Origin of the sequence: Streptosporangium sp. NPDC051023 (genome assembly GCF_040689595.1) — a bacterium.
Classification (GTDB): domain Bacteria; phylum Actinomycetota; class Actinomycetes; order Streptosporangiales; family Streptosporangiaceae; genus Streptosporangium.
This window is the reverse complement of sequence record NZ_JBFBCE010000062.1, coordinates 21992-46787: the sequence shown is the minus strand read 5'-3', so window position 1 is coordinate 46787 and position 24796 is coordinate 21992. Positions and strand designations below refer to the sequence as shown.

Genomic DNA, 24796 nt, shown 5'->3' with positions numbered 1-24796 from the left:
CGGGGCCGTCCGATCCATCGTCCTGGTGGCCGATTCCCACGCCGGTGGGCAGTGATGGGAGCATGGCGGGGTCATGACAGACCCAACGGAAGGCCACGATCGGTGAGGCGGCTTCTGACCGTCCTGCTGCTCGCGTGTACCGCGCTCCTGGGCGTGGTCACCCCGGCGCAGGCCCACAACGTGCTGATCGGCAGCGACCCCAGGGACGGCGCGCAACTCACCTCGGGACCGGACCGGATCACCCTCACCTTCGACCAGACGGTACGGCAAGGCTTCGCCCAGATCAGCGTGACCGGCCCCGACGGGACCCGCTGGGAGGCCGGGAAGACGGCCGTCGACGGCGCGAAGGTGAGCGTCGGGGTCAAGCCTCTGGGACCCGCCGGGCAGTACGTCGCGGGATACCGCATCATGTCCTCGGACGGCCACCCGGTGGTGGGCAAGGTGACCTTCACCCTGACCGTGGCGGGCACGGGCACGGCGGCCCAGCCGGCCCCTGCCGACTCCGCCGCGCCGCAGACCCCGGGCCTGAGCGCCCAGGCCGCCGAGGCCGCGCAGAACGGCGGGGCGGGGATGGCCGTGCTGTGGATCGTGGGCGCCCTCGTCCTGTTGGGCGGGGCCACCGTCGTGGCGCTGCGCCGTACCGGGGATCAGGGGGCTCCGCGATGACGGCGACCCTGGAGAGCGCGCCGGAGACGACGGGCACGCTCAGGAGGCTGGTCACCGGCGGATTCGTCTCGGCGGCCGTGCTCGCCGTGGTGACCGCGACGGCGCTGACCGCCCAGCAGGCGGTGCCGGGGATCGCCGTCCCCGGGCCGCTGGTGGAGTACGGCCTGCCGGTGCTGCGGGTGCTGCTCGACCTGACGGCGGTGGCGGTGGTCGGGCTCAGCCTGCTGCCGAAGATGCTCGGATTCGACGACCCCGACCAGACCGAGCCGGTGATGCGCCGGGCCAGGCCACTGGCGGTGACGTTCGCGTGGGCGTGGGCGCTGCTGGCGCTGGTCGTCATCGTGTTCCAAACCGCCCAGCTCAACCCCGGAACGATCCCGACGCCGGGGATGATCGCCGAGTACGTCGACGACTTCGGCGCCGGTCAGGGCATGCTCTTCAGCGCCGCCTGCGCGCTCGCCTACGCCGGGATCGGACTGCTGGCCGTACGGTTCGGCGAGAAGGTCCCGGCGGAGCTGCGTATCGTGATCGCCTTCTTCGGCCTGCTGCCGATCCCCGTCACCGGGCACGCGGTGAACTCGGTGTGGCACGACCCCATCATGATCTCGATGGAGCTGCACGTGATGGGCTCCGCCGCCTGGACGGGCGGGCTGTTGACGATCATGCTGCTGGTCGCGGGGAATCGCGAGCTGCTGGCCGGGATCCTGCCGAGGTTCTCCAGGCTGGCGACGCTGGCGCTGGTGCTGGTGAGCGTCTCGGGGCTGGTGACCGGCCTGTCCTCGATGGCCTTGACCCAGGGGGTCGAGCTGCCGGGAGCGCTGTTCGGCAGCCACTACGGGCTGCTCGTGCTGGCCAAGACCGCCAGCGTGGCGCTGCTGATCCCGTTCGCCGCCCACATCAGGTTCCGCCTGCTGCCGCGCATCGCCGCGCGGCAGGGGACGGCGGTCGTCGCGTGGGCGGCGGCCGAGATCACCGTGATGGGGCTGGCCTACGGGCTCGCGGTCGCGCTGACCACGGCCTCCATGTCCTGAGCCCGGAGCCGGTAGCGGGCCATGCCCCACTCGGCCCCCAGCCAGAGCACGGCGAGCATGACCCCGCCAATCGCCACGGTCAGGTGCGGCACCCGCGGCGGCGTGAGATAGAGGCCGCCCTGCAGGCGCAGCGCCCAGTCCACGACGACCGTGGCCGCGAGCGAGCCGAGCAGCGCCCGCGCCACCGGGTTCCGGATCAGGAACGCCAGGTCGATCGCGAGCGCCCCGGCGATCAGGAAGGCCGGGACCGCCGAGTGTGGGAAGCCGGCGAACCCGAGCAGCGGCCAGATGAGGGCGCGGTAGGCGACGTAGGAGGCCGCGACGATGGTCGCGGTGAAGGCCCGCCCCGTCATCGCGCGGGCGAAGACCAGGACGATCATCCCGGCGGCCACCGCGTAGAGCGGATACACCTGGTCGGGCACCGGCAGCGAGAACCTGACCACCATGGCCCGGTCGACCGCGCGGCCCATCTGGTCGGCGGCGAACTGCAGCAGGATGGGCTCCGCCTCGGGGCGTCCCTTGTCCCAGGCGGCGATGCCGAACACGCCGTACTCCTGGTGCTGCGCCGGGAACCAGACGTTCTCCAGCAGGAAGACGAAGAGCCCGCCGAGGACCAGCGTCCGCGCCCGCCCCGGGGGTGCCCCCATGAACCAGCCCCTCGTCACGCCGCAGACCATGAGCAGCGTGCCGAAGTAGAGCATCATGTGCGACGGACTCCACGAGGTGATGTCGAGCCCGTTGATGCGGTGGTTGATCAGGTCGAGCGGCACCGCGATCAGGAAGATCGCGGTGCCCCAGCCGACGAGGCGCTGCGCCGTCCTGTCCACGCCGTAACCGGTGTAGAGGTGGATGATCGTGAGCGTGAGCGCGATGGCGGTCCCGACGCTGTTGAGCAGGTGCGGCGGCGCCAGGTCGTCACGAAGCCACTTGAAGTGCCAGGAGACGTCCCACGAGGCGCCGAGGACCTTGAACGAGAAGGCGACCAGCCAGCCGAGGTAGAGCACCCGAAACAGGTCCTCCGGGGTCTCACGCCCCGCCTTTCCCCTGGTCCAGTAGGGCAACGCCCACAGGACGACCGGAGTGGCTCTTCTTTTCAAGCTCTCGACTAACTTCACGCGCGAAATGATGCCCGTCCTTTACCTTGGTCCGCAATCAGGAACATCCCCGAGAGATCGGTAGGGGTTAGCCCCCTGTCTGGGCACTTGCGCCCCTTGCGGCTTTGGTCAGGGTTCGTGTGGGCTCTCCGCTCGCCGCCGGAACGTCTCAGGTCCCTCTCAGCTCCTCTCAGTAAGCTCGCGGCATGAAGCTTGCGGGGAAGCCTGTCACCTGGATCGCGGTGGTCGCCGTGCTGGCCGTCGGCGTCGCGACCTGGATTCTGTGGCCGTCGGCGCCCGAGGTGAGGGCCCAGGAGCAGAGCATCACGGTGGTCGACGGGCCCCGTGACGACCAGCGGGTCACGCTGGACGCGAGCTTCTTCCCGCCCGCCGGGGGCGGCAGGGCTCCGGCCGTGCTGCTGGCCCACGGCTTCGGCGGCAGCAAGGAGAGCGTGCGGGAGGCGGCGGTACGGCTGGCCCGGGAGGGCTACGCCGTACTGACCTGGTCGGCGCGGGGCTTCGGGCGCTCGACCGGGCAGATCGCGCTCAACTCCCCCGACTACGAGGTCAAGGACGTCCGGCAGCTCGTCGACTGGCTGGCCCGGCGGCCCGAGGTCAGGCTCGACACGGGCGGGGACCCGAGGGTGGGCATCGCGGGCGGCTCCTACGGTGGCGCCATCGCGCTGATGGCCGCCGCCTACGACAGCAGGATCGACGCGATCGTCCCGCAGATCACCTGGTACGACCTGGCCGACGCGCTGTTCCCCGACGCGGGCGGCCAGGGGCCGCTGAACGGGGTGTTCAAGCGGATGTGGGCCGGGCTGTTCTTCAGCAGGGGCGGCCCCACCCCGGGCGCGGGCCCGTTCCAGGCCGCCTCAGGCGGCGACCGGGCCACGACGCCCGCACAACCTCTGACCGCGCAGGATGTCAGGTGCGGCCGGTTTCTGGCGGAGATCTGCGACATCTACCAGCGGATCGCGGAGACGGGCAGGGCGACACCGCAGGCGGTCGAGACCCTGCGCAGGTCCAGCCCCGTCTCCGTGCCCGGAAGGATCAAGATCCCGACGCTGCTGCTCCAGGGGCAGCGCGACTCGCTGTTCCCCCTGGGGCAGGCGGACGCCAACGCCAGGGCCGTCGCCGCGACCGGCGCCCCGGTCGGCGTCGCCTGGTTCGACGGCGGCCACGACGGCGGCAACGGCGAGGTCGACTGGATCCATGAGCAGACGACGGCCTGGTTCGACCACTACCTGCGGGGCACCGCGGACGCCGGCCGGGCGAACAGCGCGTTCACCGTCACCCGTGACGGCGGCCGTGACCCCGGCACCCGCCGCCCCGTGCAGCTGCACGCGACCGCGACCGGCTACCCGGGCCTTTCCGGCACCGCGACGACCTCGGTGCCGGTGAACGGCCCCGCCCAGCAGGTCGCCAACCCGCCGGGCGGCTCCCCCTCCTCGATCTCCTCCGTCCCCGGCTTCGGCGGTCTCGGCGGTGGCGCGGGCAACCTGAGCGTGTCCGTCGACATGGCGGGCCAGAGCGCCCAGTTCGACTCCGCCCCGCTCACCACCCCGCTCCAGGTCACCGGCAGCTCGACCGTGCGGGTGCGGGTGCGCACCGGGAGCACGACGGCCTGGGCCGGGACGCCGGACACGGGCCGGGAAACCGATGACGGTACCGGCCGGGAAACGGGCGGGGACGCGAACAGCGTCACCCCAGGGCCCGGCGAGACAGGGCCGGGGGTGACGCTGTTCGCCAAGCTCTACGACGTCGGGATCGGCGTCCAGACGCCGCTCCTGCCGGAGAGCCTCGTCGCCCCGGTCAGGATCGTCGTCTCCGAGAGCGGCACCGGTGAGGCGACGGTCACCCTGCCCGCCATCGACCACCGTTTCGACACCGGCCACCGGCTGCGGGTCGCCTTCACCACGACCGACCTCGGCTACAGCACCCCGGCCGCCCCCGCCGTCTACGAGGTCGAGCTGGCCTCCCAGGCTCTGACCGTCCCGACGGACGCCTCGCTGCGGACCCCGTCGAACGGCCTGACCTGGTGGACGTGGGCGCTGCCCGCCGCCGCCGTCGTCGTCGCGGCCGTCCTGCTGCTCGTTGGGCGCAGACGCCGCGCCGGCGAGCACGACCCGGCCCTCGACGCGGTCCCGCTGCGGATCGACGGCCTGACCAAGGCGTACGGCAACGGCGAGCTGGCGGTCGACGACCTGTCCTTCACCGTAGAGCAGGGCCAGGTGCTCGGCCTGCTCGGCCCCAACGGCGCAGGCAAGACCACCACGATGCGGATGCTGATGGGCCTGATTCACCCCGACGCGGGCGAGATCAGGATCTTCGGCCATCTGATCTCCCCCGGCGCCCCCGTGCTGTCGCGCCTCGGCTCGTTCGTCGAGGGCCCCGGCTTCCTGCCGCACCTGACGGGGCGGGCCAACCTGGAGCTCTACTGGAAGGCGACCGGCCGCCCCGAGCGGGACGCGCACTTCGCCGAGGCCCTGGAGATCGCCGGGCTCGGCGGCGCGCTCGACCGGGCGGTGCGGACCTACTCCCAGGGCATGCGCCAGCGCCTGGCCATCGCCCAGGCCATGCTCGGCCTGCCCGACCTGCTGGTGCTCGACGAGCCCGCCAACGGCCTCGACCCGCCGCAGATCCGCGAGATGCGCGAGGTCCTGATCGCCTATGCCGCGCGGGGCCGTACGGTCATCGTCTCCAGCCATCTGCTCGCCGAGGTCGAGCAGACCTGCAGCCACGTGGTGGTCATGCATCGAGGGCGTCTGGTCACCGCGGGGCCGGTGAGCGACCTGCTGGGCGGCCACGCCTCCGGCAACGGCTCGGGAAGCCGCCTCGAAGACGTGTTCCTGGACCTGATCGGGGAGAACGTATGAACGACGTGAACGGTTCGCGCGGCCCCCGGACCGACGTCCTGGAGGACGATATCCCGGCGGACGGCGGCCCCAGGAGCGAAGGCCCGAGAGGGGACGGCTCCGCCGCCGGCTATCTGGCCGGCCGTACGCTGCCGCTTTCGGTGGAGTTCGCCCGCCAGTTCAGGCGGCGCCGTACGCTGGTGATGTTCGGCCTGCTGCTGGCGCTGCCGTGGATCCTGGTGGTCGCGTTCAAGGTCGGCACCGGCTCGGCCCCGCCCGCGACCACGCTGCGCCTGTCCGACCTGGCGGTCGAGGGCGGCCTGAACTTCGCGGCGTTCGCTCTCTCGGTCTCCGCGAGCTTCCTGCTGGTCGTCGCGGTCGCACTGTTCTGCGGCGACACCGTGGCGAGCGAGGCGAGCTGGTCCTCGCTGCGCTACCTGCTGGCCGCCCCCATCCCCCGCGACAGGCTGCTGCGACAGAAGCTGGTCGTCGCGATGACCTACTCGGCGGCCGCCGTCGTCTGCCTGCCGCTGATGGCGCTGCTGGCCGGGACCCTGGGGTTCGGCTGGCATGACGTGCGGGTGCCCGGGACAGGTGAGACGATCGCGGCCATCGAGGTGCTGCCCCGCTTCGGAGTAGTGATCGGCTACGTCCTGGTCAGCCAGTTCGTGGTCGCGGCGCTGGCCTTCCTGCTGTCCGTCGGCACCGACTCGCCGCTCGGCGCGGTCGGCGGGGCGGTCGGCCTGGTGATCATCAGCAGCATCCTGCAGGCGGTCGAGGCCCTCGGTTCGCTCAGGGAGTTCTTGCCGACGTTCTGGAGCACGGCATGGCTGGACGCCCTCGCGCCGCAACCCGACTACAGCGGCATGGTCAAGGGCGTGGCCGTGTCGATCACCTACTCGGCGATCCTGGTCGCCCTCGCCTTCCGCCGGTTCCGGCGCAAGGACGTGGTGTCGTGATCCCGGGCGTCCGATGACCCCGAGCGTCTGCCCCTACCAGTGGGGCGGACGGTCCTCAAGCAGCCTGTCGTCGTCGTCGGGCTCGCGCCAGCCGCCCCAGCCGAGATCGGTGTCGTCGCTGGTCTGGTCGGGCAGGATCGGCGGACCGTCGTCGGAGAGGTCGACGGGACGCAGATCGTCGGGATGCAGGTCGTCGGGCTCAAGCGAAGTCACGCGTCCATGCTAGCCAGCGTCACGGTAACTCCTTCGCACCACGAGGGGACGGAACAGGAAAGCTCTCCGACCGCCCCCCACGCCAGGGACAGCCGGCGGCGCGGGCGGGTACGATGCGATGGTCAGGTGTCAGTTACCCCCGTGAGGCGGCCATGGCAACGCCATCAGGATGGCGGCGAGACGGCAATCTCCCCAACGAGCTCACCAGCTTCGTGGGACGTACAAGGCTCCTGACCACTCTCCGGCAGCGGCTTCGTGAGCACCGGCTGGTCACCGTGACCGGCATCGGCGGGGTCGGCAAGTCCCGTACGGCGCTGCGCATCGCACACCTGATGCGCGGTCAGTTCAGGGACGGTGCCTGGTTCGTCGACCTGGCCCGGCTGCAGGACCCGGGAATGGTCCGGCACACGATCACCTCCGCCCTTGGCATCGCCGACCAGTCGTCCCGCTCCGCGGACGAGACGCTGACCGAGTGGCTGGGCGACCGCGAGATCCTGTTGGTCATCGACACCTGCGAGCACCTCGTCGACGACTGCGCGGTGCTCTTCGAGGATCTGCTGACCAAGGCGAGCGGCCTGACCATCCTGGCGACCAGCCGCCAGTCGCTGAACGCCAGGGGCGAGCACACGGTCACCATCCCGCCGCTGGCCGTCCCCGGCGACGCCCCCAGCGAGAACATCTTCACCAATGAGGCTGTGCAGCTCTTCGTCGCGCGGGCGAGCGCGGTCGTGCCCAACTTCGAGCTCGACGAGCACAACATCGGCCCCGTGTCCGAGCTGTGCCGCCGCCTCGACGGCATCCCCCTCGCCATCGAGCTGGCCGCGGTCCGGATGCGGGCGCTTTCCGTCGAGCAGATCCTCGACCTGCTGGCCGACCGGTTCAGTCTGCTCGCGGGCGCCAGCCGTACGGCGCTGCCCCGCCATCAGACGCTGCGCGCCGCGATCGGATGGAGCCACGAGCTGTGCGAGCCCGCCGAGCGGCTCCTGTGGGCCCGCCTGTCGGTCTTCGCGGGCGACTTCGAGCTGGACGCGGCCCGCTACGTGTGCGCCGGGGACGGCCTGCCGGGCGAGGACATCATGGACCTCGTCGCCAGTCTGGTCGAGAAGTCGATCCTGCTGAGCGACGGGACCCCGTCGGGGCACCGCTACCGGCTGATCGACACCCTGCGCCAATACGGCGAGGAGTGGCTGGAGAAGCTGGGCGAGACGGGGGACACCAGGAAACGGCACCGCGACTACTACCTGCGACTGGCGGAGAGAAGCGAGGACGCCTGGTCGGGCGCCCGCCAGGTCTACTGGTACGTCCGGATGCGCCACGAGCACGACAACATCAGGGTGGCCCTGGACTACTGCCTGAACACCCCGGGCGAGGTGCTGTCCGGCCTGAAGCTCCTGTCGTCGCTGTGGTTCATGTGGGTGGCCTGCGGGCTGGCGCGCGAGGGCAGGCTCTACCTCGAGAAGACCCTGGAGCTGTCGCGCCAGCCGAGTCCGGAGCGCTGCAAGGCGCTGTGGGTGCTCTCCTACATCCACAGCGCCCAGGGCAACATCGCGGGCGCCGTCGACGCCGCGGACCGGTGCAGCGCGGACGCGGTGCGCGTCGGCGACTCCGGCGCGGTCATCCTGGCGACCAAGATGCTCGGCACGGCCGCGTTCCTCCAGAACGACCTGCACAAGGCCAGCGCGCTGCTCGGCGTCGCCATCGAGTTCCACAAGAGCGGCAGGGAGCTCAACCCGGGGCTGCTCCCCTCGATCGTCGAGCTGTCGATGGTGCTGCTCATGCAGAACGACCCCGGCGAGGCCGAGGTGCTGCTGCGCGACTGCATCACCGTCTGCACCCAGCGCGGCGAGCTGTGGCTGCGTTCCTACGCCATCTACGCCCTGGCGAGCGTCTGCCAGGCGACGGGCCGCACCTCGGAGGCCATGGCGAACGCGCGCGAGGCGCTGCGGCTCAAGCGCTACTTCCACGATGTGCTCGGCATCGGCCTGGCGATCGAGGTGGTCGCCAGGCAGGCCCTCGAGGAGGGGCAGCCGGTGCTCGCCTCACGGCTGATGGGCGGCGGCCAGGCGAACTGGCGCACCTTCGGCATGCCCCAGCTCGGGTCGCCCTTCTTCAACGCCGAGCACGACCGGTGTGTCAAGGAGTGCAAGCGCCTGCTGGGCGAGAAGGCTCACGAGGAGGCCTTCTCCAGTGGCAAGAAACTGAACCTGGAGGAGCTGATCGAGCTCGCGCTCGGAGATCAGAGCGCGGACGACCAGCTCCCCTCGTTCTGACCACGGGGGTGGTCACTCGGCGGAGAACACCCGCTCCTGCCGCTGCCAGGCGTGCATGTAGCGGGAGCTGGTCAGCGAGTAGTCCACGCTTCCGCTGATCCAGAACTCCAGGCCGCGCACATAGGCGCGCACCGCCTCCGAGCCGAACCCCTCAAGCGCGGAGCGCAGTTGGATCATGTCGGCGATGGCACGGTTCCGCATCCCGCCGATCACCTCCATCGCTGCCTGCCTGGAGTAACCTCTGTGCCTGGCCAGCACGTTCACCAGGTTGTTGCGGGAGTTGCCGCTTTCGCTCTCCTTGGCGTACGAGATGAGGTCGTTGTCCCAGACGACGACGTCGTTCGCGCTCTCGGTGATCGCGCGCATGATGGGATGCCGCCATTCGTCGGGGGTGAGGCGGTGACCACCGGCGATGTCGATCAGGGCGAAGACGGTGAGCATGGCACCGGTCTTGCGCCTCATGAAGATGTAGTCCTTCAGCGGAGGGATCACCTCGTCCTCGCGGTTGGCCGCCTCCCAGACCTGCGCGAACAGATAGTCCTTCGTGACGGCGCGCCAGCGGTCGAGCTGGTCGCCGTCGGCGTAGACGGCGATCCTGCCCTTGATCTCCAGCAGTGTCCTGGCGAACCTGTCGTCCACCTGGTTTCCGGTGTCCAGGTCCTCAAGGACGGCGTAGAACTGGGGCAGGGCCCGGGCCATCTCGGCGGCCCCGCGAGCCGACTCGCAGAAAGCGTCGTCGAAGGCGAACAGCCACACGCACCAGTCGGTCACCAGGCGGAGCAGGTGGTGCTCCGCGTACGGGTAGGTTCGCCCGCTCAGCCAGCCGTACTTCGCCTGCCGGTAGCGCTCGACCGTCTCGGCGTTCTCCAGCATTCCCGAGCCGACGAGCCACTCCAGGTTCTCCTGGTTGACCCTCTCAACATGAGGACTCACCTCGCTCGGGAAGGGGCAGGGCAGCGGGGGGAGGCGGAGGTACCGATTGGACCGGGGCGTAGTAGTAGTTCCCACCTGTCAAGAATGGCCGAACAACAGATGATTTCAATATGTTTCAAAATATGGGACATCACGAATTGGGGTTAACGTTCAAACCACTTCAGATACTCATCGTGACCGAACATGCGGGCTGCGTCCCTCGCGGAGGGGGTTCCGCCGTCCGGATCCGCGCCCGCGTCCAGGAGTGCCCTGATCACCTCGGGTTCCTTCTTGAAGACGGCGCCCGACAACGGGGTCTGCCCCCGGTCGTTGGGCCGGCCCGGGTCGGCGCCGAGGGCGGTCAGCGCCCTGACGGTCTCGGCGTGGCCGTGGTAGGCGGCGAGCATCACCAGGGTGTCGCCCCTGTCGTTGCTCAGGTTGGCCGGAACCCCGGCCTCGACATACGCGCGAAGCCGCTCGGTCTCTCCTGTCCTGGCCAGGTCGAACAGGCGGGTCGCGAACTCTTCGAGCTCAGGGTCGGACTGCATGGGATTCATTGTGCCCCGATAGGGTGCGCAGTGATCGCCGGGGGGCGGCCGGAATTCACCGGGCAGCCCGCGGGTTCATGTTGTGGAGAGACGACCGACGAAAGGCTGGGAGACGGTGTTCGACCCGACGGATCTCTACCGGCTCACCGGAGAGGTGCCTGAGCTGACCGATCCGGTGCTGCTCTACCACTTCGACGGGTTCGTGGACGCGGGCGGCGCGGGACGGCTCGCCGTCGGCCACCTGCTGGACGGGCTTGAGCACAGCGTCGTGGCGACGTTCGACGTGGACCGCCTGCTCGACTATCGGTCCCGGCGGCCGATCATGACCTTCGACACCGATCGCTGGGTGAGCGTGGAGAGTCCCGAGCTGGCCGTGCATCTGGCCCACGACACGACGGGAACACCGTTCCTGCTGCTCACGGGCCCGGAGCCGGACCGCGAGTGGGAGCTGTTCGCCGCCGCCCTCGAGTCCCTGGTCACCCGCCTCGGCATCGGCAAGCTGGTGACCGTGCACGGCATCCCGATGGCCGTCCCGCACACCCGCCCGCTCGGGATCACCGGCCACGCCAGCCGTCCCGAGTTGGTCTCCGGCCAGAACAGCGCCTTCGGCAGGGTTCAGGTTCCGGGGAGCGTGGCCGGGCTGATCGAGTTCCGGCTCGGGGAGAAGGGGCACGACGCCCTGGGCTACGCGGTGCACGTCCCGCACTATCTCGCCCAGGCGGAGTACCCCGCCGCGGCTCTGACGGCGCTCGAGGCGGTCACCAGGGGCACGGGCCTGGTGTTCCCGCTGGAGAGTCTGCGCGAGGCGGCGGACAGGACGGACACCGAGATCGCCGAGCAGATCGCGGCCTCCGAGGAGCTGTCGACCGCCATCACGGGCCTGGAGCAGCAGTACGACGCCTTCGCCGCGGGCGCGGAGCGCGAGAACCTGATGGCCGAGCCCTCCGAGATGCCCACCGGCGACGAGCTCGCCGCCCAGTTCGAGGCGTTCCTCGCCGAGCGCGACGAGCGGCGCGGTGACTGACCGGGTGACCGACACGACGGCCGAGACGGTGCCCGAGACGGGGACCGGACCGGCCGAACCGGCCGCGGGGACGATGCCCGGCCTGCGCGTCGGCCTCATCGGGTACGGCGTGGCCGGGGCGTTCTTCCACGCCCCGCTGATCGCCGCGACGCCGGGGCTGCGCCTGTCGGCCGTGGTGACGCGGTCCCCGGAGCGGGCCGCCGAGGTCGGGGACAAGTACGGCGCGCGGGCGGTCGGCGACGCCGAGGAACTGTGGGACTCCAGCGACCTGATCGTGGTCGCCTCCCCCAACCGCACCCACGTCCCGCTGGCCGAGGCGGCGCTGCGGGCGGGCCTGCCGGTCGTGGTCGACAAGCCGCTGGCGGCGACCGCGGCGCAGGCTCGGGGGCTGACGAAGCTGGCGCACGAGCGCGGCCTGATGCTGACCGTTTTCCAGAACCGGCGCTGGGACGGCGACTTCCTCACGATCCGGCGGCTGCTGTCCTCGGGAGAGCTGGGCACGGTGACCCGCCTCGAGTCCCGGTTCGAACGCTGGCGCCCCGTCCCGAAGGGCGGCTGGCGGGAGACGGGCGGCGCCGAGGAGGTCGGCGGTCTCCTCTACGATCTCGGCAGCCACCTGGTGGACCAGGCCCTGCGCCTGCTCGGCCCCGCCACCCATGTCTACGCCGAGTCCGACGTCCGGCGTTCCGGGATCGCCTCCGACGACGACACCTTCATCGCCCTGACGCACGCGAACGACGCCCGCTCCCACCTGTGGGTGAGCGCGGTCGCCCCCAGGCTCGGCCCCCGTTTCAGGGTGCTTGGCTCACGGGCGGGATACCTCAAGAACGGGCTCGACGTCCAGGAGGAGCGCCTGCGCGCCGGTCTGGCCGCGGACTCCCCCGGGTTCGGTGACGAGCCGCGGGAGCGCTGGGGCACGCTGGGCACCGACGAGGACGCCCGCCCCGTGCGCACCGAGCCCGGCGCCTACCTCGACTTCTACCGCGGTGTCGTGGCGAGCCTGCGCGAGGGGACCCCTCCCCCGGTCGACCCCGAGGACGCCATCGAGACCCTCACCGTCCTCGAGGCCGCCCGCCGGTCGGCCGAGGAGGGCCGGGTCGTCACGCTCTGAACGCGAAAAGGCCCGTCTTCCGCGTCCTCGCCACGAAGCGTGGAAAGGACGCGGAGGAGCGGGCCGTACGGCGGGGCGGAGGGTCAGTCGCGCAGACGGGACCACAGGGCCAGGGAATCGGCCTCGGTCCATCCCTGGGAGGCGAGCCATGACAGCGGGCCGCCGAAACGGTCGTCGAGGATGCCCAGGAACTGCTCGATGTACTCCGCGCGTGGCCTGTGGTCGTCGGCGGGGCGGGAGTCGAGGTCGTCACGGTAGGTGAGGCTGGCCCGCAGGCGCGCCAGGATGCCCTCAAGACGGTCGCCGGTCGCGACGTAGTCGGCGACGATCGCCTCCCGGGTGACCCCGGCGACCTCGAGGGCCAGGGCGCTGACCACACCGGTGCGGTCCTTGCCCGCCGCGCAGTGCACGATGGCGGCGCCGTCGTCGTGGGCCAGGGCCCGCAGCGCGGCCAGGATCGAGTCGGGACGGTCGCGCAGGTAGCCGTAGTAGAAGCCGGTCACCCGAAGCTCGGCGAGGGTCTCCTCGTCTATTTCCTGCCAGGGCAGCACCTTGTCGGCGTCGATCGTGTCGGCGTCGACGTCGGTGTTCGTACCCCCCTCCGCGAAGAGGGTGAGGTGGTGGATGCTCACCTCGGGAACGGCGGTGAGCGGCCCCGGGCCCTCAAGGGACACCTCGGCCTCCGAGCGCAGGTCGACGACGTGGCGGAGCTTGAGCTCTCCGACGAGCAGCTCGAGGTCGCGTTCCGTCAGCCCCTGCAGGTTGTCCGACCGGTAAACCCGGCCGAAGCGTGTGGTTCCGCCGTCTGTCGTCGCGAGCCCGCCAAGGTCGCGCACGTTGACGGCACCTTCAAGATCAATCCATCGCGTCAGATCGTTCATCACTGCCGAGCTTATACGTCGAGGTATGGCCGCGCAGTGAACACTTGGGGCCTGTTGCCGCAAATGATGCCACCTCTTCCACGGCGTCCTTTTTGGGAATGCCGTTTCACCGACCATGTTTTCCCGATCACCCCCTCTCCGACCCTCCGTATCATCGATTTCCCGAATGCCCCTTTTATGGGACCGTTCTCCTGAACGTCACCCTTTGGTGATCGTTTTCCGGCACCACCTTTCCTGACGCCCTCGCCCAAGGCCCGGCCTGGGCCTTTCCGGGACAGCGGCGCGCTCCGGGATCTGGCCCGCCGTCGTCGAAGCGCGCCCCCCGGAGACCGTCTTCAGGACGTCGTCCTCCCCGAGCACTCCTCGGCCCTGCGGAGGAGTTCGAGCGTACGGCCCATGCCCGACTGGTTGCGGAGGCTGCGGTAGATGTCCTGGGCCTGTCTGAGGGAGGTCAGCGCCCTGTCGCAGTCACCCGCCTCCAGGTGCGTCTCGCCGAGATAGCGCAGGCTCCTGGCCATCCACCAGCGGTCGCCCAGCTCCTCGAAGCTTCGTACGGCCCGCCCCAGCGCCTGCTGCGCCTCCTGAGTACGGCCGAGCCTGCCGTGGGCGCGTCCCGCGGACAGCTCGGCCCTGGCCACTCCCCAGGAGTCGCCGAGCGCGACCAGCATCTCGGTGGCCCGCCGCACGTAGGTCAGCTCGCGCAGCCCGTTGGCCGGGTTGCCGACCTCACCGGCCGCGCGCAGGCACCTGGCCTCCTCCCACAGCTCTCCCCTGAGCCGGAACATCTCCGCGGCCCGATCCAGGCTGAACCCGGCCCGGGTGAAGTTCTCGTCCGCGGCCTTGGCCTCGCCCTGGGTCTCCAGCGCCCGCGCGGTCGCGCCGAGCACCTCGCCGTAGGCGCGCAGGGTCTGTGCCTCCGAGTAGCGGTTGCGATCGTGCTGGAAGATCTCAAGAGCGTCCTCGAGCAGTTCCCTGGCCTCCTCCGGCCTGCGCTGGGCGAGCCTGAGCTCGGCCAGGTTGCGCTGGCTCCTGGCCGCCCACCAGCGGTCGTCCTCCGCCTTGAACGCGGTGATCGCCCCGATCAGGTACCCCTGGGCCCGGTCGAGGTTGCCGTCGTTGAACAGGCTCATGCCGACCGAGCGCATCGCCCGCGCGGCCCACCAGGACTCCCCCAGGTCCGTGAAGATGTCCAGCGCCAGCTCGGCGTCCTTCCTGGCGCTGTCGTGACCGCCCTGTCCTCCGGCCACCGCGGCCCGGTCGAGCAGCGCGATGCCCAGGGCCCGCCGCCGGTCGTCCAGGTGACCCGCGGCCTCGCACACGATCTCGGCGACCGCGCGCCAGTCGGACCAGTAGGCCCGCAGCGAGTGGCACAGCGAGCAGAAGGCGCGCCCCAGGCTCCAGGCCAGCTCCCACAGCTCCATGCTCCTGGCCTGGTGGATCATGGCGACCAGGGTGAGGCGCTCGGCGTTGAGCCAGTCGGCCGCCGACGCCTGGATCGCCTCGGCCGACAGGACGGAGTCCGCCCTCCTGCCGCTGCGGCCCCAGTCCTGCGGCCATCGGGCCACCGCGGCGGCCTCGGCACGGCGGCGGTATCCGGACAGCACCCGTTCGATGGCCGCCCTGCGGTGGGCCTCGTCGTCGCGGGAGAAGGTCACCTCACGGGCGAAGATCCTGACCAGGTCGTGCAGCCGGTAACGCATCGCGCCGGAGAAGTCGATGCCGGAGGAGTCGGCGAGCTGGGCGTCGATCAGTGCCTCAAGCTGGTCGGCCCCTTCGAGCTCGGAGGTGGCCAGCAGTTCCCCCGGCACCCAGCCGGGCACGTCGGGGGCGGTGAGCAGGCTGAGCAGACGCAGCAGGCGACGCTGGATGCCGGTGCAGTCCTCGTAGCTCAGCTGCAGCGAGGCCCGCACGCTCTTGTCCAGGCGGCGGGCGAGTTCGAGCTGGTCCAGGCGGCGCCGCTCGTCCCTGAGACGGTCGGCCAGCTCGCGCAGCGTCCAGTTCTCCCGGGTGGCCAGGCGCCCGCCGCAGATGCTGATGGCCAGCGGAAGATGGTCACACATCCGGACGATCTCCTCGGCCGCCTCCAGGTCGGCGGCGACCCGCTCACCCCCGGCCAGCCTGGCCAGCAGCTCGACGCCCTGCGCCGAGCTGAACACCGACAGCTGCTTGTCGTAGGTGTTGAGCAGGAACAGCGGCTGCCGGGAGGTGATCATGACCGTGCATCCGGGATCGGCCGGGATCAGGTCCTTGACCTGGTCGCCGTCCTGGGCGTTGTCCAGGCCGATCAGGATGCGCTTGCCCTTGGTCCAGGTCAGCCAGAGCGTGCGCAGCTCGGTCAGGCCGCCGGGGTCGGTGGTCAGGCGCACCCCCAGCGCCCTCAGGAACCCGATCAGCACCTCCTCGGGACGGACCGGCGCCTCGATGGTGCCGCGCAGGTCCGCGTGCAGGCGTCCGTCGGGGAAGCGGTCGGCGACCTCGTGGCCGAACCTGGCGATGAGCGCGGACTTGCCGACCCCGCCCCTGCCGTACACCGACACCACCAGCGGCGAGGCGTGCTCGGGGCGGGAGCGGGCCCGGTGACGGTCGGCGAACACCTGGCGCAACTCGGCCAGCGACTCGACGCGCCCGGTGAAGTGCGCCGGGATCGGCGGCCACTGGTCAGGCGGGCGCCAGGACGCCCCGTCACCCGTGACGGTCTCCTCCTGCTTTGAACCACTGTTCATGAGGATGCCCACCCCGGCCAGCAGCCCGGCGGTGACGATGATCACCACCTTGGCCCACACGGGGATGGGCAGCACGTCCGGGGAGGCCGCCAGGACGGTGGCCAGAACGGTGACCCCCGCCAGGAGCGGAGTCGCCAGCCGCATCCGCCACTTCGACGATCTCTCATCACGACGATCAGGAACGTTCGGCCGCCCGGGCATTCACACCCTCCGGAGAGAACCACGGCACGTCCGCGGTCCCCCGACCCGGCCGACGTGTTGTCTCAACATCGATTCAAGCAGATGCCCGGCGGACAGCGGCGTCTCCCGGTCCACCGATCAGTCGGTGGAGCGGTACTCCACGAAGCGCAGGCGTCGGAGCCGATCGCCCGGCGCCCCGGCCCGGCGGGCACACCGGTGGCCTCCCTCCCGAGAGGGGTCCTCTGGAGGGAGGCCACGGCGCGTCCTGCCTGTCACCCTCCCGCGCGGCGCGCGGGAGTCCTCACAGGCCGATCACGTGGCAGGTCGCCTTCGCGGTCCTGGACGGGTCGCTCTCCGAGGTCGCGGTCAGCGTGACCTTGGCCAGGCGAGTGCCCCCCGAGGCCCGCTGCGCGTTGACGGCCACGAGCGTCTGCTTGCCGAAGCCCGCGGTCGCGAGCCGGTTGGGCAGCGAGGCGCTCCAGCCCTTGCCGTCGACGGTCGCCGACAGACGGTAGACGTCCTCGTTGAGGTAGGCGCTCACGTCCTCGGGGTGCTGTCCCTGGGCGGGAGCGGTCCTGCCGGTGTTGAACAGCGGGAAGCGGCAGGTGGACAGTCCCTTCTCCGCCGGGATCCCGGCGGCGGGGAGCAGCCTCACGCCGTGCCTCTGCGGCCCGGCGCCGTCCAGGGAGCGGATCGCCACCGTGTAGGACAGGATGCCCTTGCGGTCCCGCCGTACGTCGAGGACGTAGAAGTGGAGCCGGTTGGCCTGGTCCACGTACTCGAACTCGGAGCCCGAGTCGGTGCCCGCGTGGAACAGCGCGTCGGACAGCTGACGGTAGTCGCCGAGCACGATGGGCACGGCGGTGCCGTCCGGCAGGACGTAGTCGGTCATCCCGATGTCCTGCGGGTTGGCGTCGACGACCCACTCGAAGGGCGCGTCGTCCACGTTCTTGGTCTTGGCCAGCAGCACACCCGAGTCGGGGGCGAAGGAGTCCGCGCCCATCCGGTCGACGACCTCGACGGTGTAGTTGTTGTAGCCGCCGCCATCGCAGAACGGGTCCTTGGCGGTGTCACAGGCGGGACTCCGGTCACCGTCGCCGAAGGCGATGTTGACGCCGGACAGGTCGTCGGAGCCCGGCTGTACGGCCCGCGCGGTCACCTTCGCCACGACGAGACCGGACTGGGCCAGCGCCTCGCGGGACAGGCGCAGCACATTCTGCTCGTCCACTATCCCGAGCTTGACCTTGTTGCGGAGCATGTGCTGGGCGCCCATGGAGGAGCCCGAGGTCGGCGGGATCAGCCAGCGGCTGTGCGGGCCGCCTGGACCGTTGAAGGTGCCCCGGCTGAGCATCTCCCAGGGGCCGGTGTAATCACGGCGCGGCGGCACCCCGAACGGGTTGTTGTAGTTGTCGCCGATGCCGAGGATGTGGCTGAACTCGTGGGCGTAGACGCCCTGTCCCGAGCTCTCCGCCTGGGTCGAGGAGCCGCCTCCCGCGTTGGGCCAGATGGAGGAGGCCGACGCCCAGGAGGTCCACTCCACGTAGCGCGTCCTGGCCCAGTTGGGCAGGGCCGGGTCCGGCGGCCCGAAGTCGTCGGTCACGTCCTCCTTCTTCGGGAACTTGATCGACCCGAACTCCTGCCAGGTGGCCGACTCGTCCTGACCGGCGCTCAGGTAGAAGACGAAGTCGAATCCCGCGGGGACTTCCTGGCCGACGGCCGCGGTCCACGCGGCCCGCCCGTCGGTCCTGATGTTCCTGTCGCACTTGTCCCCGGCCGGGCAACCGGTGCCCGCCTGGAACTCCATGCCGTACTCGTGCGCCTTGCCGGGCATCTGGTAGGGACCGAAGGCGGTCAGGTCGACGCCGTACCGACCACCGGAGTCCTCCATCCAGTACTCATGGATGGTGTGTCCACGGTTGAGCTGGTTGGGGGTGTTGAGGAAGTTCTTGTAGAACTGCGCCACCTGGTCACGGGGAATGTCGTGAGCCTCGGCGCTGGGGTTCCTGAAGACGGTCGACCCTTTGGGCTGGGTGACCGCGAACGGCTGGTTGGGGTAGTCGAGCAGCACGAGCGCCCCACGGAAGGTGCGCTTCGAACCCTTGGCCGCCGGGTCGGCCCAGTTGGTTCCCGGCGGCTTCTTGTAGTCGGCCCACGTCATGTGGTCCGGGTTCTTCCAGTTCTGCGGGTCGATGGGGGCCGGTCCGCCGGGCCTGCCGCGCAGGCTGGCGTCCGTGGGTTCGTCCTGCTGCCACGGCTGGGTCTGGGGCCACTGGTCGAGGCGCCAGGGGTGCTCGGGGTCGGGAGCCGGGTCTGCGGAGGCGGGGGCCGAGGCGAGTCCGATCGGGATCAGCACGACGGCCGCGATCAACGCTTTCAGTAACCTGGGGGGACGAGTCACGACAAACGACGCTATAGATCGCTTTCGCGTCGATCAATCGTCTTCTGTAGGAAGGTCATCTGTCAGGTGTAGGAAAGCAATGCACCTTCATCCCCTCGGCGCGGCATTTGAGATCACGGGACCGATACACTTAATCTCTCTAAAGGGACAAACAGACAGGAGTGTCTATGCCCACGCGCGCGGGCCACGTTGTCGGCACGCGTGCGCTCCCAGCGGTCACCGTGCACAGCGCGCCGCTCGTCCTGCCGATCTCCGGGCCGCCCGTCGAGAACGGCGCCGTCGCGATCAGGGGTGATCGCGTGCTCCGGGTCGGGGCTCGCCACGAGATCGAGGCCTCCTACCCCGGCGCCGCCCTCGTGCACTGGCCGGGCATGATCACCCCAGGGCTGATCGACGCCCATCTCCGGCTCGACCGGGCCTTCACCCCGGCCTTCGCCCATGGCGTCACCGCGGTCGCGGGCGTCGCGGGCGACCTGGACACCGCCTCGGCGTTCGGCGCCACCGGCATGGGCGGCGTCACCTACCTGGAGACGCGGTGCGCGGACGAGGGCACCTGGGAGCGCGAGGGGCGAGACCAGCTGATCACCGCCATCCGTGAGGTCGACCATCCCGGGGCCGTCGGCATCGCCGCGCACTCCCCCGACCCGATGGTCATGGAGGACCTGGCCATCCTGTCGCGGACGTTCGGGCTGCGACTCCACATCGAGCTCGGCCGTCACCCGGTCGCCTTCCTGGACGAGGTCGGAGCCCTCAGCCCCGGATGCCACGTGGCGGTCTCAAGACCGCTCGACGAGGCCGACCGCAAGCTCCTGCGCACCCGGGGTACGGCGGTCGCGATCTCCTCCCCCTTCGCCGTTGAGGGACTGCTGGGCGGCGGAGACCTGGTCGCGTTCGGCACCAGGACGGGCGGCGACCCACTGGCGGCCGCCTGCATGCTCGTCCGCGACGGCTCCCCCGGTGAGCACGACGACCTCGACCGGCTCCTGGTCGAGGCGGTGACGGCGGGAGGGGCACGAGCCCTGGGCATGGCCGAGGGCCCGCACCGCCTCGGCTGCCTCGGCCAGGGCAGTCGCGCCGACTTCGCCGTCTTCGCCGTCGAGGCCGACGAGCAGACCGCTTACACCGCTCTGCTCCACGAGGGCCCCGGCCGATGCGTGGCCACCTTCACCGGCGGCCGTCCCCGCTGGCGTCTCGACGAAGGTACGGAAACCGCGGACGGCGGGGCCGCGGGAAACACCGGGGACGCCGGGGACGGCGGGGACGGCGAAGTAAGACGTCTGGCCTGATCCTGGCCTGGTGATCCACCGGCTTCCCACCGCCTACGGATTCAGGACGCGTGCCCGGACCCGGCCGTATCGCTCGCCGTTCTCCGTGAAGGGGTTCTCCGCGCGAGGGATTCCGCAGTGCCTCGACGACATGCCGACTGAGAGCATCCGGTCCCTCTCCGGGCTGGAGAACCTGGGGGATTCGGCACAGGACACGCTTCAGGGCAGCGGCCAGGCGGCCGACGGGCAGGTGAGCGTCCTGGTCGGCCCGGACGGGCGGCCGGCTGAGCTGAACCTCAATCCACGGGTCATGCGGTTCAAGGTGTCCTGCCAGTCTTGATCGAACGCCTTGATGTCGTCGCCGTCGTTGCGGGACGTGGTCTGGGCGACGTAGGTGTCGGCGGCCGACGCATTACGGCTCATCGTCGTCGCGAACGTGATCCACCGCTGTCCGGACGCGTAGAACTTGTCCTCGTCGGCCACCGGCCAGGATCCGAGCACTACTGGGCGGATCGGCCCTCCACCAGGCTCAGCAGGCCCCTGAGCTGTTCCCGCTGGTCCGGGGTGAGGACGGAGAACAGTTCCTCGGCCGCCTGTCTGCGTGCCTCGCGCACCTGTTCGTAACGCTCCCTACCCTCCGGGGTAAGCACCAGGAGGGTGGATCTGCGGTTGGCCGGATCGACCTCGCGGCGCACCAGACCGGCCTCCTCGAGGGCGTCCACGACCGGGGTCACCGAGCGCGGCACGATCCTGAGCGTCTCGGCGAGCTGGACCATCCTGAGCGGCGGCTCGGCGTCGGCGATCACCCGCAGCGCCCGCACCTGGCCCGGGGTGAGGCCGAGCGGGCCGAACCGCTCGCCGTATCCCCGGCGCAGTCGATGACTGACGCCGCGCAGCAGCTCAGCCAGTTCCGTCTCCACCCCATGAACTTATCTCACTGTTCACGGGAATGAATATGAGTTAGCCTCTGTTTGAGTCAACATCACAAAGGAGTTGCATGACTGAGCGAACCAGAAGGACCATCCCGCCCGAAACAACCGATATGACCGACGAACCCCGCGCGCCGTTGCGGCGCATCGTCGTCCTGTTCCACCCCTACCGGAGCCGCCTGGCCCTGGTCGGCGGCCTCATCGCCCTGTCCTCACTCATCTCGCTGGCCTCGCCGTTCATGCTGCGCGAGGTGCTCGACGACGCCATCCCCAACGGCAGGACCGGCCTGCTGACGCTGCTGGCGCTCGGCATGATCGCGGTCGCCGTCACCACCAGCGCCCTCGACGTCGTCCAGACCCTCGTCTCGAACACCGTCGGCCAGCGCGTCATGCACGACCTGCGCACCACCGTCTACGCCCACCTGCAGCGCATGTCACTGGCCTTCTTCACCCGGACCCGCACCGGCGAGGTGCAGTCGCGCATCGCCAACGACATCGGCGGTATGCAGTCGGTGGTCACCTCGACCGCCGCCTCGATCGTCTCCAACCTGACCACCGTGGTCGCGACGATCGTCGCGATGGTCGTGCTCGACTGGCGGCTGACCGCCGTCTCACTCCTGCTGCTGCCGGTCTTCGTGGGGATCAGCCGCAGGGTCGGCCGTGAGCGCAGGAAGATCACCTCCGAGCGGCAGCGAAAGCTGGCGGCCCTCTCCTCGACGGTGCAGGAGTCACTGTCGATCAGCGGGATCCTGCTGGGCCGTACGATGGGCCAGGCCCCCGAGCTGACCCGGCGTTTCACCGCCGCCTCGGACGAGCTGGCCGACCTGGAGGTCCGCTCCAGCATGGCCGGGCGCTGGCGGCAGTCGACCATCCAGATCGTCATGGCGGCGATGCCCGCGATGATCTACTGGGCCACCGGGCTGACCTCCGCGCTCTCCATCGGCACGGTCGTCGCCTTCACCACGCTGCAGATGAGCCTGTTCCGGCCCGCCGTCTCGCTGCTGCGGCTGGGCGTCGACGTGCAGAGCTCCCTGGCGCTGTTCGGCCGGATCTTCGAGTATCTCGACCTGCCCGTGGACATCCACCCGGGGCGCAAGACGCTGGACGGCGTGCGCGGCGAGATCCGCTTCGAGCACGTGGACTTCTCCTACACCCCCCGCGAGCCCGCCGATGTCACCGATGTCACCGACGCCGACGAGCTTGAGGGGCTCGGCGAGTACGGCGAGGCCCTGACGCTGTCCGACGTGGACCTCACCGTCCCCGCGGGCACCACCCTGGCCGTGGTCGGCGAGACCGGATCGGGCAAGACCACGCTGAGCTACCTGCTCCCCCGTCTCTACGACGTGACCGGTGGCCGGGTCACCGTCGACGGTGTGGACGTGCGCGAGCTGACCTTCGAGACGCTGGCCGAGACGGTCGGCGTGGTCTCCCAGGAGACCTACCTGTTCCACTCCTCCATCGCCGACAACCTCCGTTTCGCCAAGCCGTCCGCGACCGACGCCGAGCTCGTCGAGGCCGCGCGCGCGGCCCGGATCCACGACCACATCATGTCGCTGCCCGACGGCTACGACACCATGGTCGGCGAGCGCGGCTACCGCTTCTCCGGGGGCGAGAAGCAGCGCCTGGCCATCGCGCGCACGCTGCTGCGCAACCCGCCCGTGCTGATCCTCGACGAGGCGACCAGCGCCCTGGACACCCAGACCGAACGCGCGGTCCAGGAGGCTCTGGACGGCCTGTCGCGGGGCCGTACCACCATCACGATCGCCCACCGCCTGTCCACGATCCGCGACGCCGACCAGATCGCGGTCCTCGACCACGGACGTGTCGTCGAGCGCGGCACCCACGACGAACTGCTGGCCGCCGACGGCCGCTACGCCGCCCTCGTCCGGCGCGACGCCCCCCTGGTCCCCGCCGCCTGACCGTCCCCGCGCCGGGCCACGAGCCCCGGCGATGAGCCGGTACGGCGGGCGGGAAGCCGGGAGAGAACGAGACGCCGGGCCGGCGCTTTCGAGAAATCGTTCTCCGGATCCGTTTATCGCTGCCAGGTCGGGTAGCCAATCCTCTGCCCGACCCCATGATCAGCGAGGAGATCCGGAACATGACGACTGAGAGCCTGTGGACCTACCGCGCCGGTGTCTTCGGTGACGAGAGCCTGAGCGTGATCGGCTTCGACGTCGAGGCCACCGACGGCAAGATCGGCTCCGTCGACGAGGAGAGCAACGTGGTCGGCGACAGCTACGTCGTCGTCGACACCGGTTTCTGGATCTTCGGCAAGAAGGTCGTGCTGCCCGCCAGCACCGTCACCAGGATCGACCCCCAGGAGCGCAAGGTCTACGTCGCCCGCACAAAGGACGAGATCAAGGACGCCCCGGAGTTCGACGACGCCACCTACAAGGCGTCCGCCTACCGCGACGACCTCGGCGGCTACTACGGCCGTTTCCCCGTCATCTGAGCCCAGGGGTGGGACAGGAAAGGGGCCGCTCCGGGGAGGGGGCGGTCCCTTTCCGTGTGCCCGGTCTCCCGAGTCTCAGGACGGTGAGCGGTCGACCGGGAAGTCGAACTCGCCGTCCTTGACACCGCCGACGAACGCCTCCCACTCAGCCCGGGAATAGACGATCACCTCACCGTCAGGACGATGACTATGCCGCACGGCCACCCGCCCACTCCCATCACCGAAGGAGCCCGCCTCAACGCAGCTTCCCCCGCCGTTGTCGCTCTTCGTGCTGATGTGCCAGGCGACGTGAGTCAAATCCTCGGAACTGGACATGCCATACCTTTCCATCCGTTCACCGCAACAGCTTTTCGGCTATCGCGGAGATGAAATCAGTCGACTCCTCGGGCGCGAACGCTGACTCTCGCAACTCATCGTACGTCCGCGCAAAGCGTTCGGCATCAGGCGATTCAACATAGATGGCCCCCTTCGGCGTCTCCGCATAACCAACCTCGGGGAAGGGCTTCGCCATCGTGAAAATCCGGAAGGCGCCGGTCGGACTGGCATGAGCTCCCGCACTGAACGGCAGGACCCGAATTTCGACATTCGGTCGGTTAGCATGGTCGACGAGATGACGAAGCTGTGCTGCCAGGCACTCCCGGCCTCCGACCTCACGACGCAGCACAGCCTCGTCAATGATCGCCGAAAAGCGCGGCGGATCATCACTTCCGAGAACTCTTTGCCGGGCTATACGAAGCTCGACCCAGCGATCGATCCGTTCGCTCTTTGCCTTGTACTCCGCCGCCGTGATCGCCGCCCGCGCATACTCTGAAATGTGAAGCAGACCCGGTAGGAGCGTGTTGTCGAACGCACGGATCTCGCGTGCCCGGGACTCCAACCACACATAGTCGACGAACGCCCCAGCGACCTCTCCGGCATATCCGTCCCACCAGCCTTTCTGCCATACCTCCTGACTGAGCTTCATCAGGTCCTCACGCCGCCTGCCGTCGGCGACGCCGTACAGGTCGAGGAGGGCCAGGAGGTCGGGGCGTCGGATCGGATACTCCCCGGACTCGAAGCGGCCCGCGGTGGACGGGTCACGCTGGAGGTATTCGGCCGCGTCCCTGAGCAACAACCCATTGGCCTCACGCAGCTCACGGAGCTGCTGGCCGAGCCACTGCGCACGGAGGGTCACCCACTTCGGAGCAGCCATGCCCTTCCTTCCGAACTGTGCCGTGCGGCTATGGAACCCACAGCCATGGCCCACACAGCTTGTGAACTCTCGTAACTGCGTGTCACTATA

At 70.0% G+C, this 24796-nt stretch carries 21 protein-coding genes; 10 read left to right on the top strand and 11 right to left on the bottom strand.

The annotated features are described in order from the left end of the window. The first annotated feature begins 102 nt into the window (after positions 1-102). Positions 103-666 (top strand): copper resistance CopC family protein, encoded by a 564-nt coding sequence (locus tag AB0395_RS32425; RefSeq protein WP_366287693.1) that lies wholly within the window; start codon positions 103-105, stop codon positions 664-666. Further along, positions 663-1697: a CopD family protein gene (locus AB0395_RS32420; protein WP_366287692.1), complete on the top strand. Its 1035-nt coding sequence runs from the start codon at positions 663-665 to the stop codon at positions 1695-1697. Before AB0395_RS32425 ends, AB0395_RS32420 begins: the two co-directional genes overlap by 4 nt. Here AB0395_RS32420 and AB0395_RS32415 read toward each other — a convergent pair. Beyond that, positions 1655-2812: a hypothetical protein gene (locus AB0395_RS32415; RefSeq protein WP_366287690.1), complete on the bottom strand. Its 1158-nt coding sequence runs from the start codon at positions 2810-2812 to the stop codon at positions 1655-1657. The two genes, AB0395_RS32420 and AB0395_RS32415, sit on opposite strands and share 43 nt — an antisense overlap. A 185-nt stretch (positions 2813-2997) precedes the next feature. Between AB0395_RS32415 and AB0395_RS32410 the strand changes: the two genes are divergently transcribed. Together AB0395_RS32410 and AB0395_RS32405 are read left to right on the top strand one after the other, a co-directional pair. Then, positions 2998-5670, top strand: coding sequence for a CocE/NonD family hydrolase (locus AB0395_RS32410; RefSeq protein WP_366287688.1), 2673 nt, complete (start codon positions 2998-3000; stop codon positions 5668-5670). After that, entirely contained in the window at positions 5667-6608 is a 942-nt protein-coding gene (locus AB0395_RS32405) for an ABC transporter permease subunit (protein WP_366287687.1), read from the top strand. Before AB0395_RS32410 ends, AB0395_RS32405 begins: the two co-directional genes overlap by 4 nt. Positions 6609-6641: 33 nt before the next feature. Here AB0395_RS32405 and AB0395_RS32400 read toward each other — a convergent pair whose 3' ends face one another. Continuing rightward, a complete protein-coding gene (locus tag AB0395_RS32400; protein ID WP_366287686.1) occupies positions 6642-6821 on the bottom strand; it encodes a hypothetical protein in 180 nt (59 codons plus the stop codon). A gap of 152 nt (positions 6822-6973) precedes the next feature. Between AB0395_RS32400 and AB0395_RS32395 the strand changes: the two genes are divergently transcribed. Then, a complete protein-coding gene (locus tag AB0395_RS32395) occupies positions 6974-9091 on the top strand; it encodes an AAA family ATPase (RefSeq protein ID WP_366287684.1) in 2118 nt (705 codons plus the stop codon). 12 nt (positions 9092-9103) lie between these two features. Here AB0395_RS32395 and AB0395_RS32390 read toward each other — a convergent pair whose 3' ends face one another. Both AB0395_RS32390 and AB0395_RS32385 read right to left on the bottom strand, forming a co-directional pair. Beyond that, entirely contained in the window at positions 9104-10024 is a 921-nt protein-coding gene (locus AB0395_RS32390; RefSeq protein WP_366287682.1) for a 4-epi-cubebol synthase, read from the bottom strand. 143 nt (positions 10025-10167) lie between these two features. Next, on the bottom strand, positions 10168-10560 hold the full coding sequence (locus AB0395_RS32385) for an ankyrin repeat domain-containing protein (protein ID WP_366287680.1): 393 nt from the start codon (positions 10558-10560) through the stop codon (positions 10168-10170). Between the two features lie 106 nt (positions 10561-10666). Here AB0395_RS32385 and AB0395_RS32380 point away from each other — a divergent pair, with 106 nt between their 5' ends. Continuing rightward, positions 10667-11575, top strand: a complete 909-nt coding sequence (locus AB0395_RS32380; RefSeq protein WP_366287678.1) for a PAC2 family protein — start codon at positions 10667-10669, stop codon at positions 11573-11575. Positions 11576-11648: 73 nt separating this feature from the next. Further along, complete coding sequence (locus AB0395_RS32375; protein ID WP_366287706.1) at positions 11649-12686, top strand: Gfo/Idh/MocA family oxidoreductase; 1038 nt, start codon at positions 11649-11651, stop codon at positions 12684-12686. A gap of 83 nt (positions 12687-12769) precedes the next feature. Here AB0395_RS32375 and AB0395_RS32370 read toward each other — a convergent pair whose 3' ends face one another. The 3 genes from AB0395_RS32370 to AB0395_RS32360 form a co-directional block, all read right to left on the bottom strand. Then, complete coding sequence (locus tag AB0395_RS32370; RefSeq protein WP_366287676.1) at positions 12770-13567, bottom strand: tyrosine-protein phosphatase; 798 nt, start codon at positions 13565-13567, stop codon at positions 12770-12772. Between the two features lie 335 nt (positions 13568-13902). Continuing rightward, complete coding sequence (locus AB0395_RS32365; protein WP_366287674.1) at positions 13903-16434, bottom strand: tetratricopeptide repeat protein; 2532 nt, start codon at positions 16432-16434, stop codon at positions 13903-13905. A gap of 337 nt (positions 16435-16771) precedes the next feature. Next, on the bottom strand, positions 16772-18868 hold the full coding sequence (locus AB0395_RS32360) for a M6 family metalloprotease domain-containing protein (protein ID WP_366287672.1): 2097 nt from the start codon (positions 18866-18868) through the stop codon (positions 16772-16774). 167 nt (positions 18869-19035) lie between these two features. Here AB0395_RS32360 and AB0395_RS32355 point away from each other — a divergent pair, with 167 nt between their 5' ends. Continuing rightward, positions 19036-20154 (top strand): hypothetical protein, encoded by a 1119-nt coding sequence (locus AB0395_RS32355; protein WP_366287670.1) that lies wholly within the window; start codon positions 19036-19038, stop codon positions 20152-20154. Between the two features lie 198 nt (positions 20155-20352). Here the strand turns inward: AB0395_RS32355 and AB0395_RS32350 are convergent, their stop codons facing one another. After that, positions 20353-20634: a hypothetical protein gene (locus AB0395_RS32350; protein WP_366287668.1), complete on the bottom strand. Its 282-nt coding sequence runs from the start codon at positions 20632-20634 to the stop codon at positions 20353-20355. Next, a complete protein-coding gene (locus AB0395_RS32345; protein ID WP_366287666.1) occupies positions 20634-21053 on the bottom strand; it encodes a MarR family transcriptional regulator in 420 nt (139 codons plus the stop codon). Before AB0395_RS32345 ends, AB0395_RS32350 begins: the two co-directional genes overlap by 1 nt. 77 nt (positions 21054-21130) lie before the next feature. On the opposite strand from AB0395_RS32345, the gene AB0395_RS32340 reads away from it, so the two are divergent. Both AB0395_RS32340 and AB0395_RS32335 read left to right on the top strand, forming a co-directional pair. Then, positions 21131-22981, top strand: a complete 1851-nt coding sequence (locus tag AB0395_RS32340) for an ABC transporter ATP-binding protein (protein WP_366287664.1) — start codon at positions 21131-21133, stop codon at positions 22979-22981. 179 nt (positions 22982-23160) lie between these two features. Then, a complete protein-coding gene (locus AB0395_RS32335) occupies positions 23161-23514 on the top strand; it encodes a PRC-barrel domain-containing protein (protein WP_366287662.1) in 354 nt (117 codons plus the stop codon). A gap of 75 nt (positions 23515-23589) precedes the next feature. Here AB0395_RS32335 and AB0395_RS32330 read toward each other — a convergent pair whose 3' ends face one another. Together AB0395_RS32330 and AB0395_RS32325 are read right to left on the bottom strand one after the other, a co-directional pair. Then, the gene (locus AB0395_RS32330; protein ID WP_366287660.1) at positions 23590-23829 is read right to left on the bottom strand and encodes a DUF397 domain-containing protein; all 240 of its coding nucleotides are present in this window, start codon (positions 23827-23829) and stop codon (positions 23590-23592) included. Positions 23830-23848: 19 nt separating this feature from the next. Next, the gene (locus tag AB0395_RS32325) at positions 23849-24706 is read right to left on the bottom strand and encodes a helix-turn-helix transcriptional regulator (protein WP_366287659.1); all 858 of its coding nucleotides are present in this window, start codon (positions 24704-24706) and stop codon (positions 23849-23851) included. Positions 24707-24796 lie beyond the last annotated feature (90 nt).

Coding starts and splice junctions, on each gene's coding strand:
- AB0395_RS32375 (WP_366287706.1), top strand. CDS start 11,649: ATGCCCGGCCTGCGCGTCGGCCTCATCGGGTACGGCGTGGCCGGGGCG.
- AB0395_RS32370 (WP_366287676.1), bottom strand. CDS start 13,567: ATGAACGATCTGACGCGATGGATTGATCTTGAAGGTGCCGTCAACGTG.
- AB0395_RS32355 (WP_366287670.1), top strand. CDS start 19,036: ATGCCCACGCGCGCGGGCCACGTTGTCGGCACGCGTGCGCTCCCAGCG.
- AB0395_RS32330 (WP_366287660.1), bottom strand. CDS start 23,829: ATGTCCAGTTCCGAGGATTTGACTCACGTCGCCTGGCACATCAGCACG.
- AB0395_RS32410 (WP_366287688.1), top strand. CDS start 2,998: ATGAAGCTTGCGGGGAAGCCTGTCACCTGGATCGCGGTGGTCGCCGTG.
- AB0395_RS32325 (WP_366287659.1), bottom strand. CDS start 24,706: ATGGCTGCTCCGAAGTGGGTGACCCTCCGTGCGCAGTGGCTCGGCCAG.
- AB0395_RS32335 (WP_366287662.1), top strand. CDS start 23,161: ATGACGACTGAGAGCCTGTGGACCTACCGCGCCGGTGTCTTCGGTGAC.
- AB0395_RS32365 (WP_366287674.1), bottom strand. CDS start 16,434: ATGCGGCTGGCGACTCCGCTCCTGGCGGGGGTCACCGTTCTGGCCACC.
- AB0395_RS32385 (WP_366287680.1), bottom strand. CDS start 10,560: ATGAATCCCATGCAGTCCGACCCTGAGCTCGAAGAGTTCGCGACCCGC.
- AB0395_RS32395 (WP_366287684.1), top strand. CDS start 6,974: ATGGCAACGCCATCAGGATGGCGGCGAGACGGCAATCTCCCCAACGAG.
- AB0395_RS32405 (WP_366287687.1), top strand. CDS start 5,667: ATGAACGACGTGAACGGTTCGCGCGGCCCCCGGACCGACGTCCTGGAG.
- AB0395_RS32420 (WP_366287692.1), top strand. CDS start 663: ATGACGGCGACCCTGGAGAGCGCGCCGGAGACGACGGGCACGCTCAGG.
- AB0395_RS32340 (WP_366287664.1), top strand. CDS start 21,131: ATGACTGAGCGAACCAGAAGGACCATCCCGCCCGAAACAACCGATATG.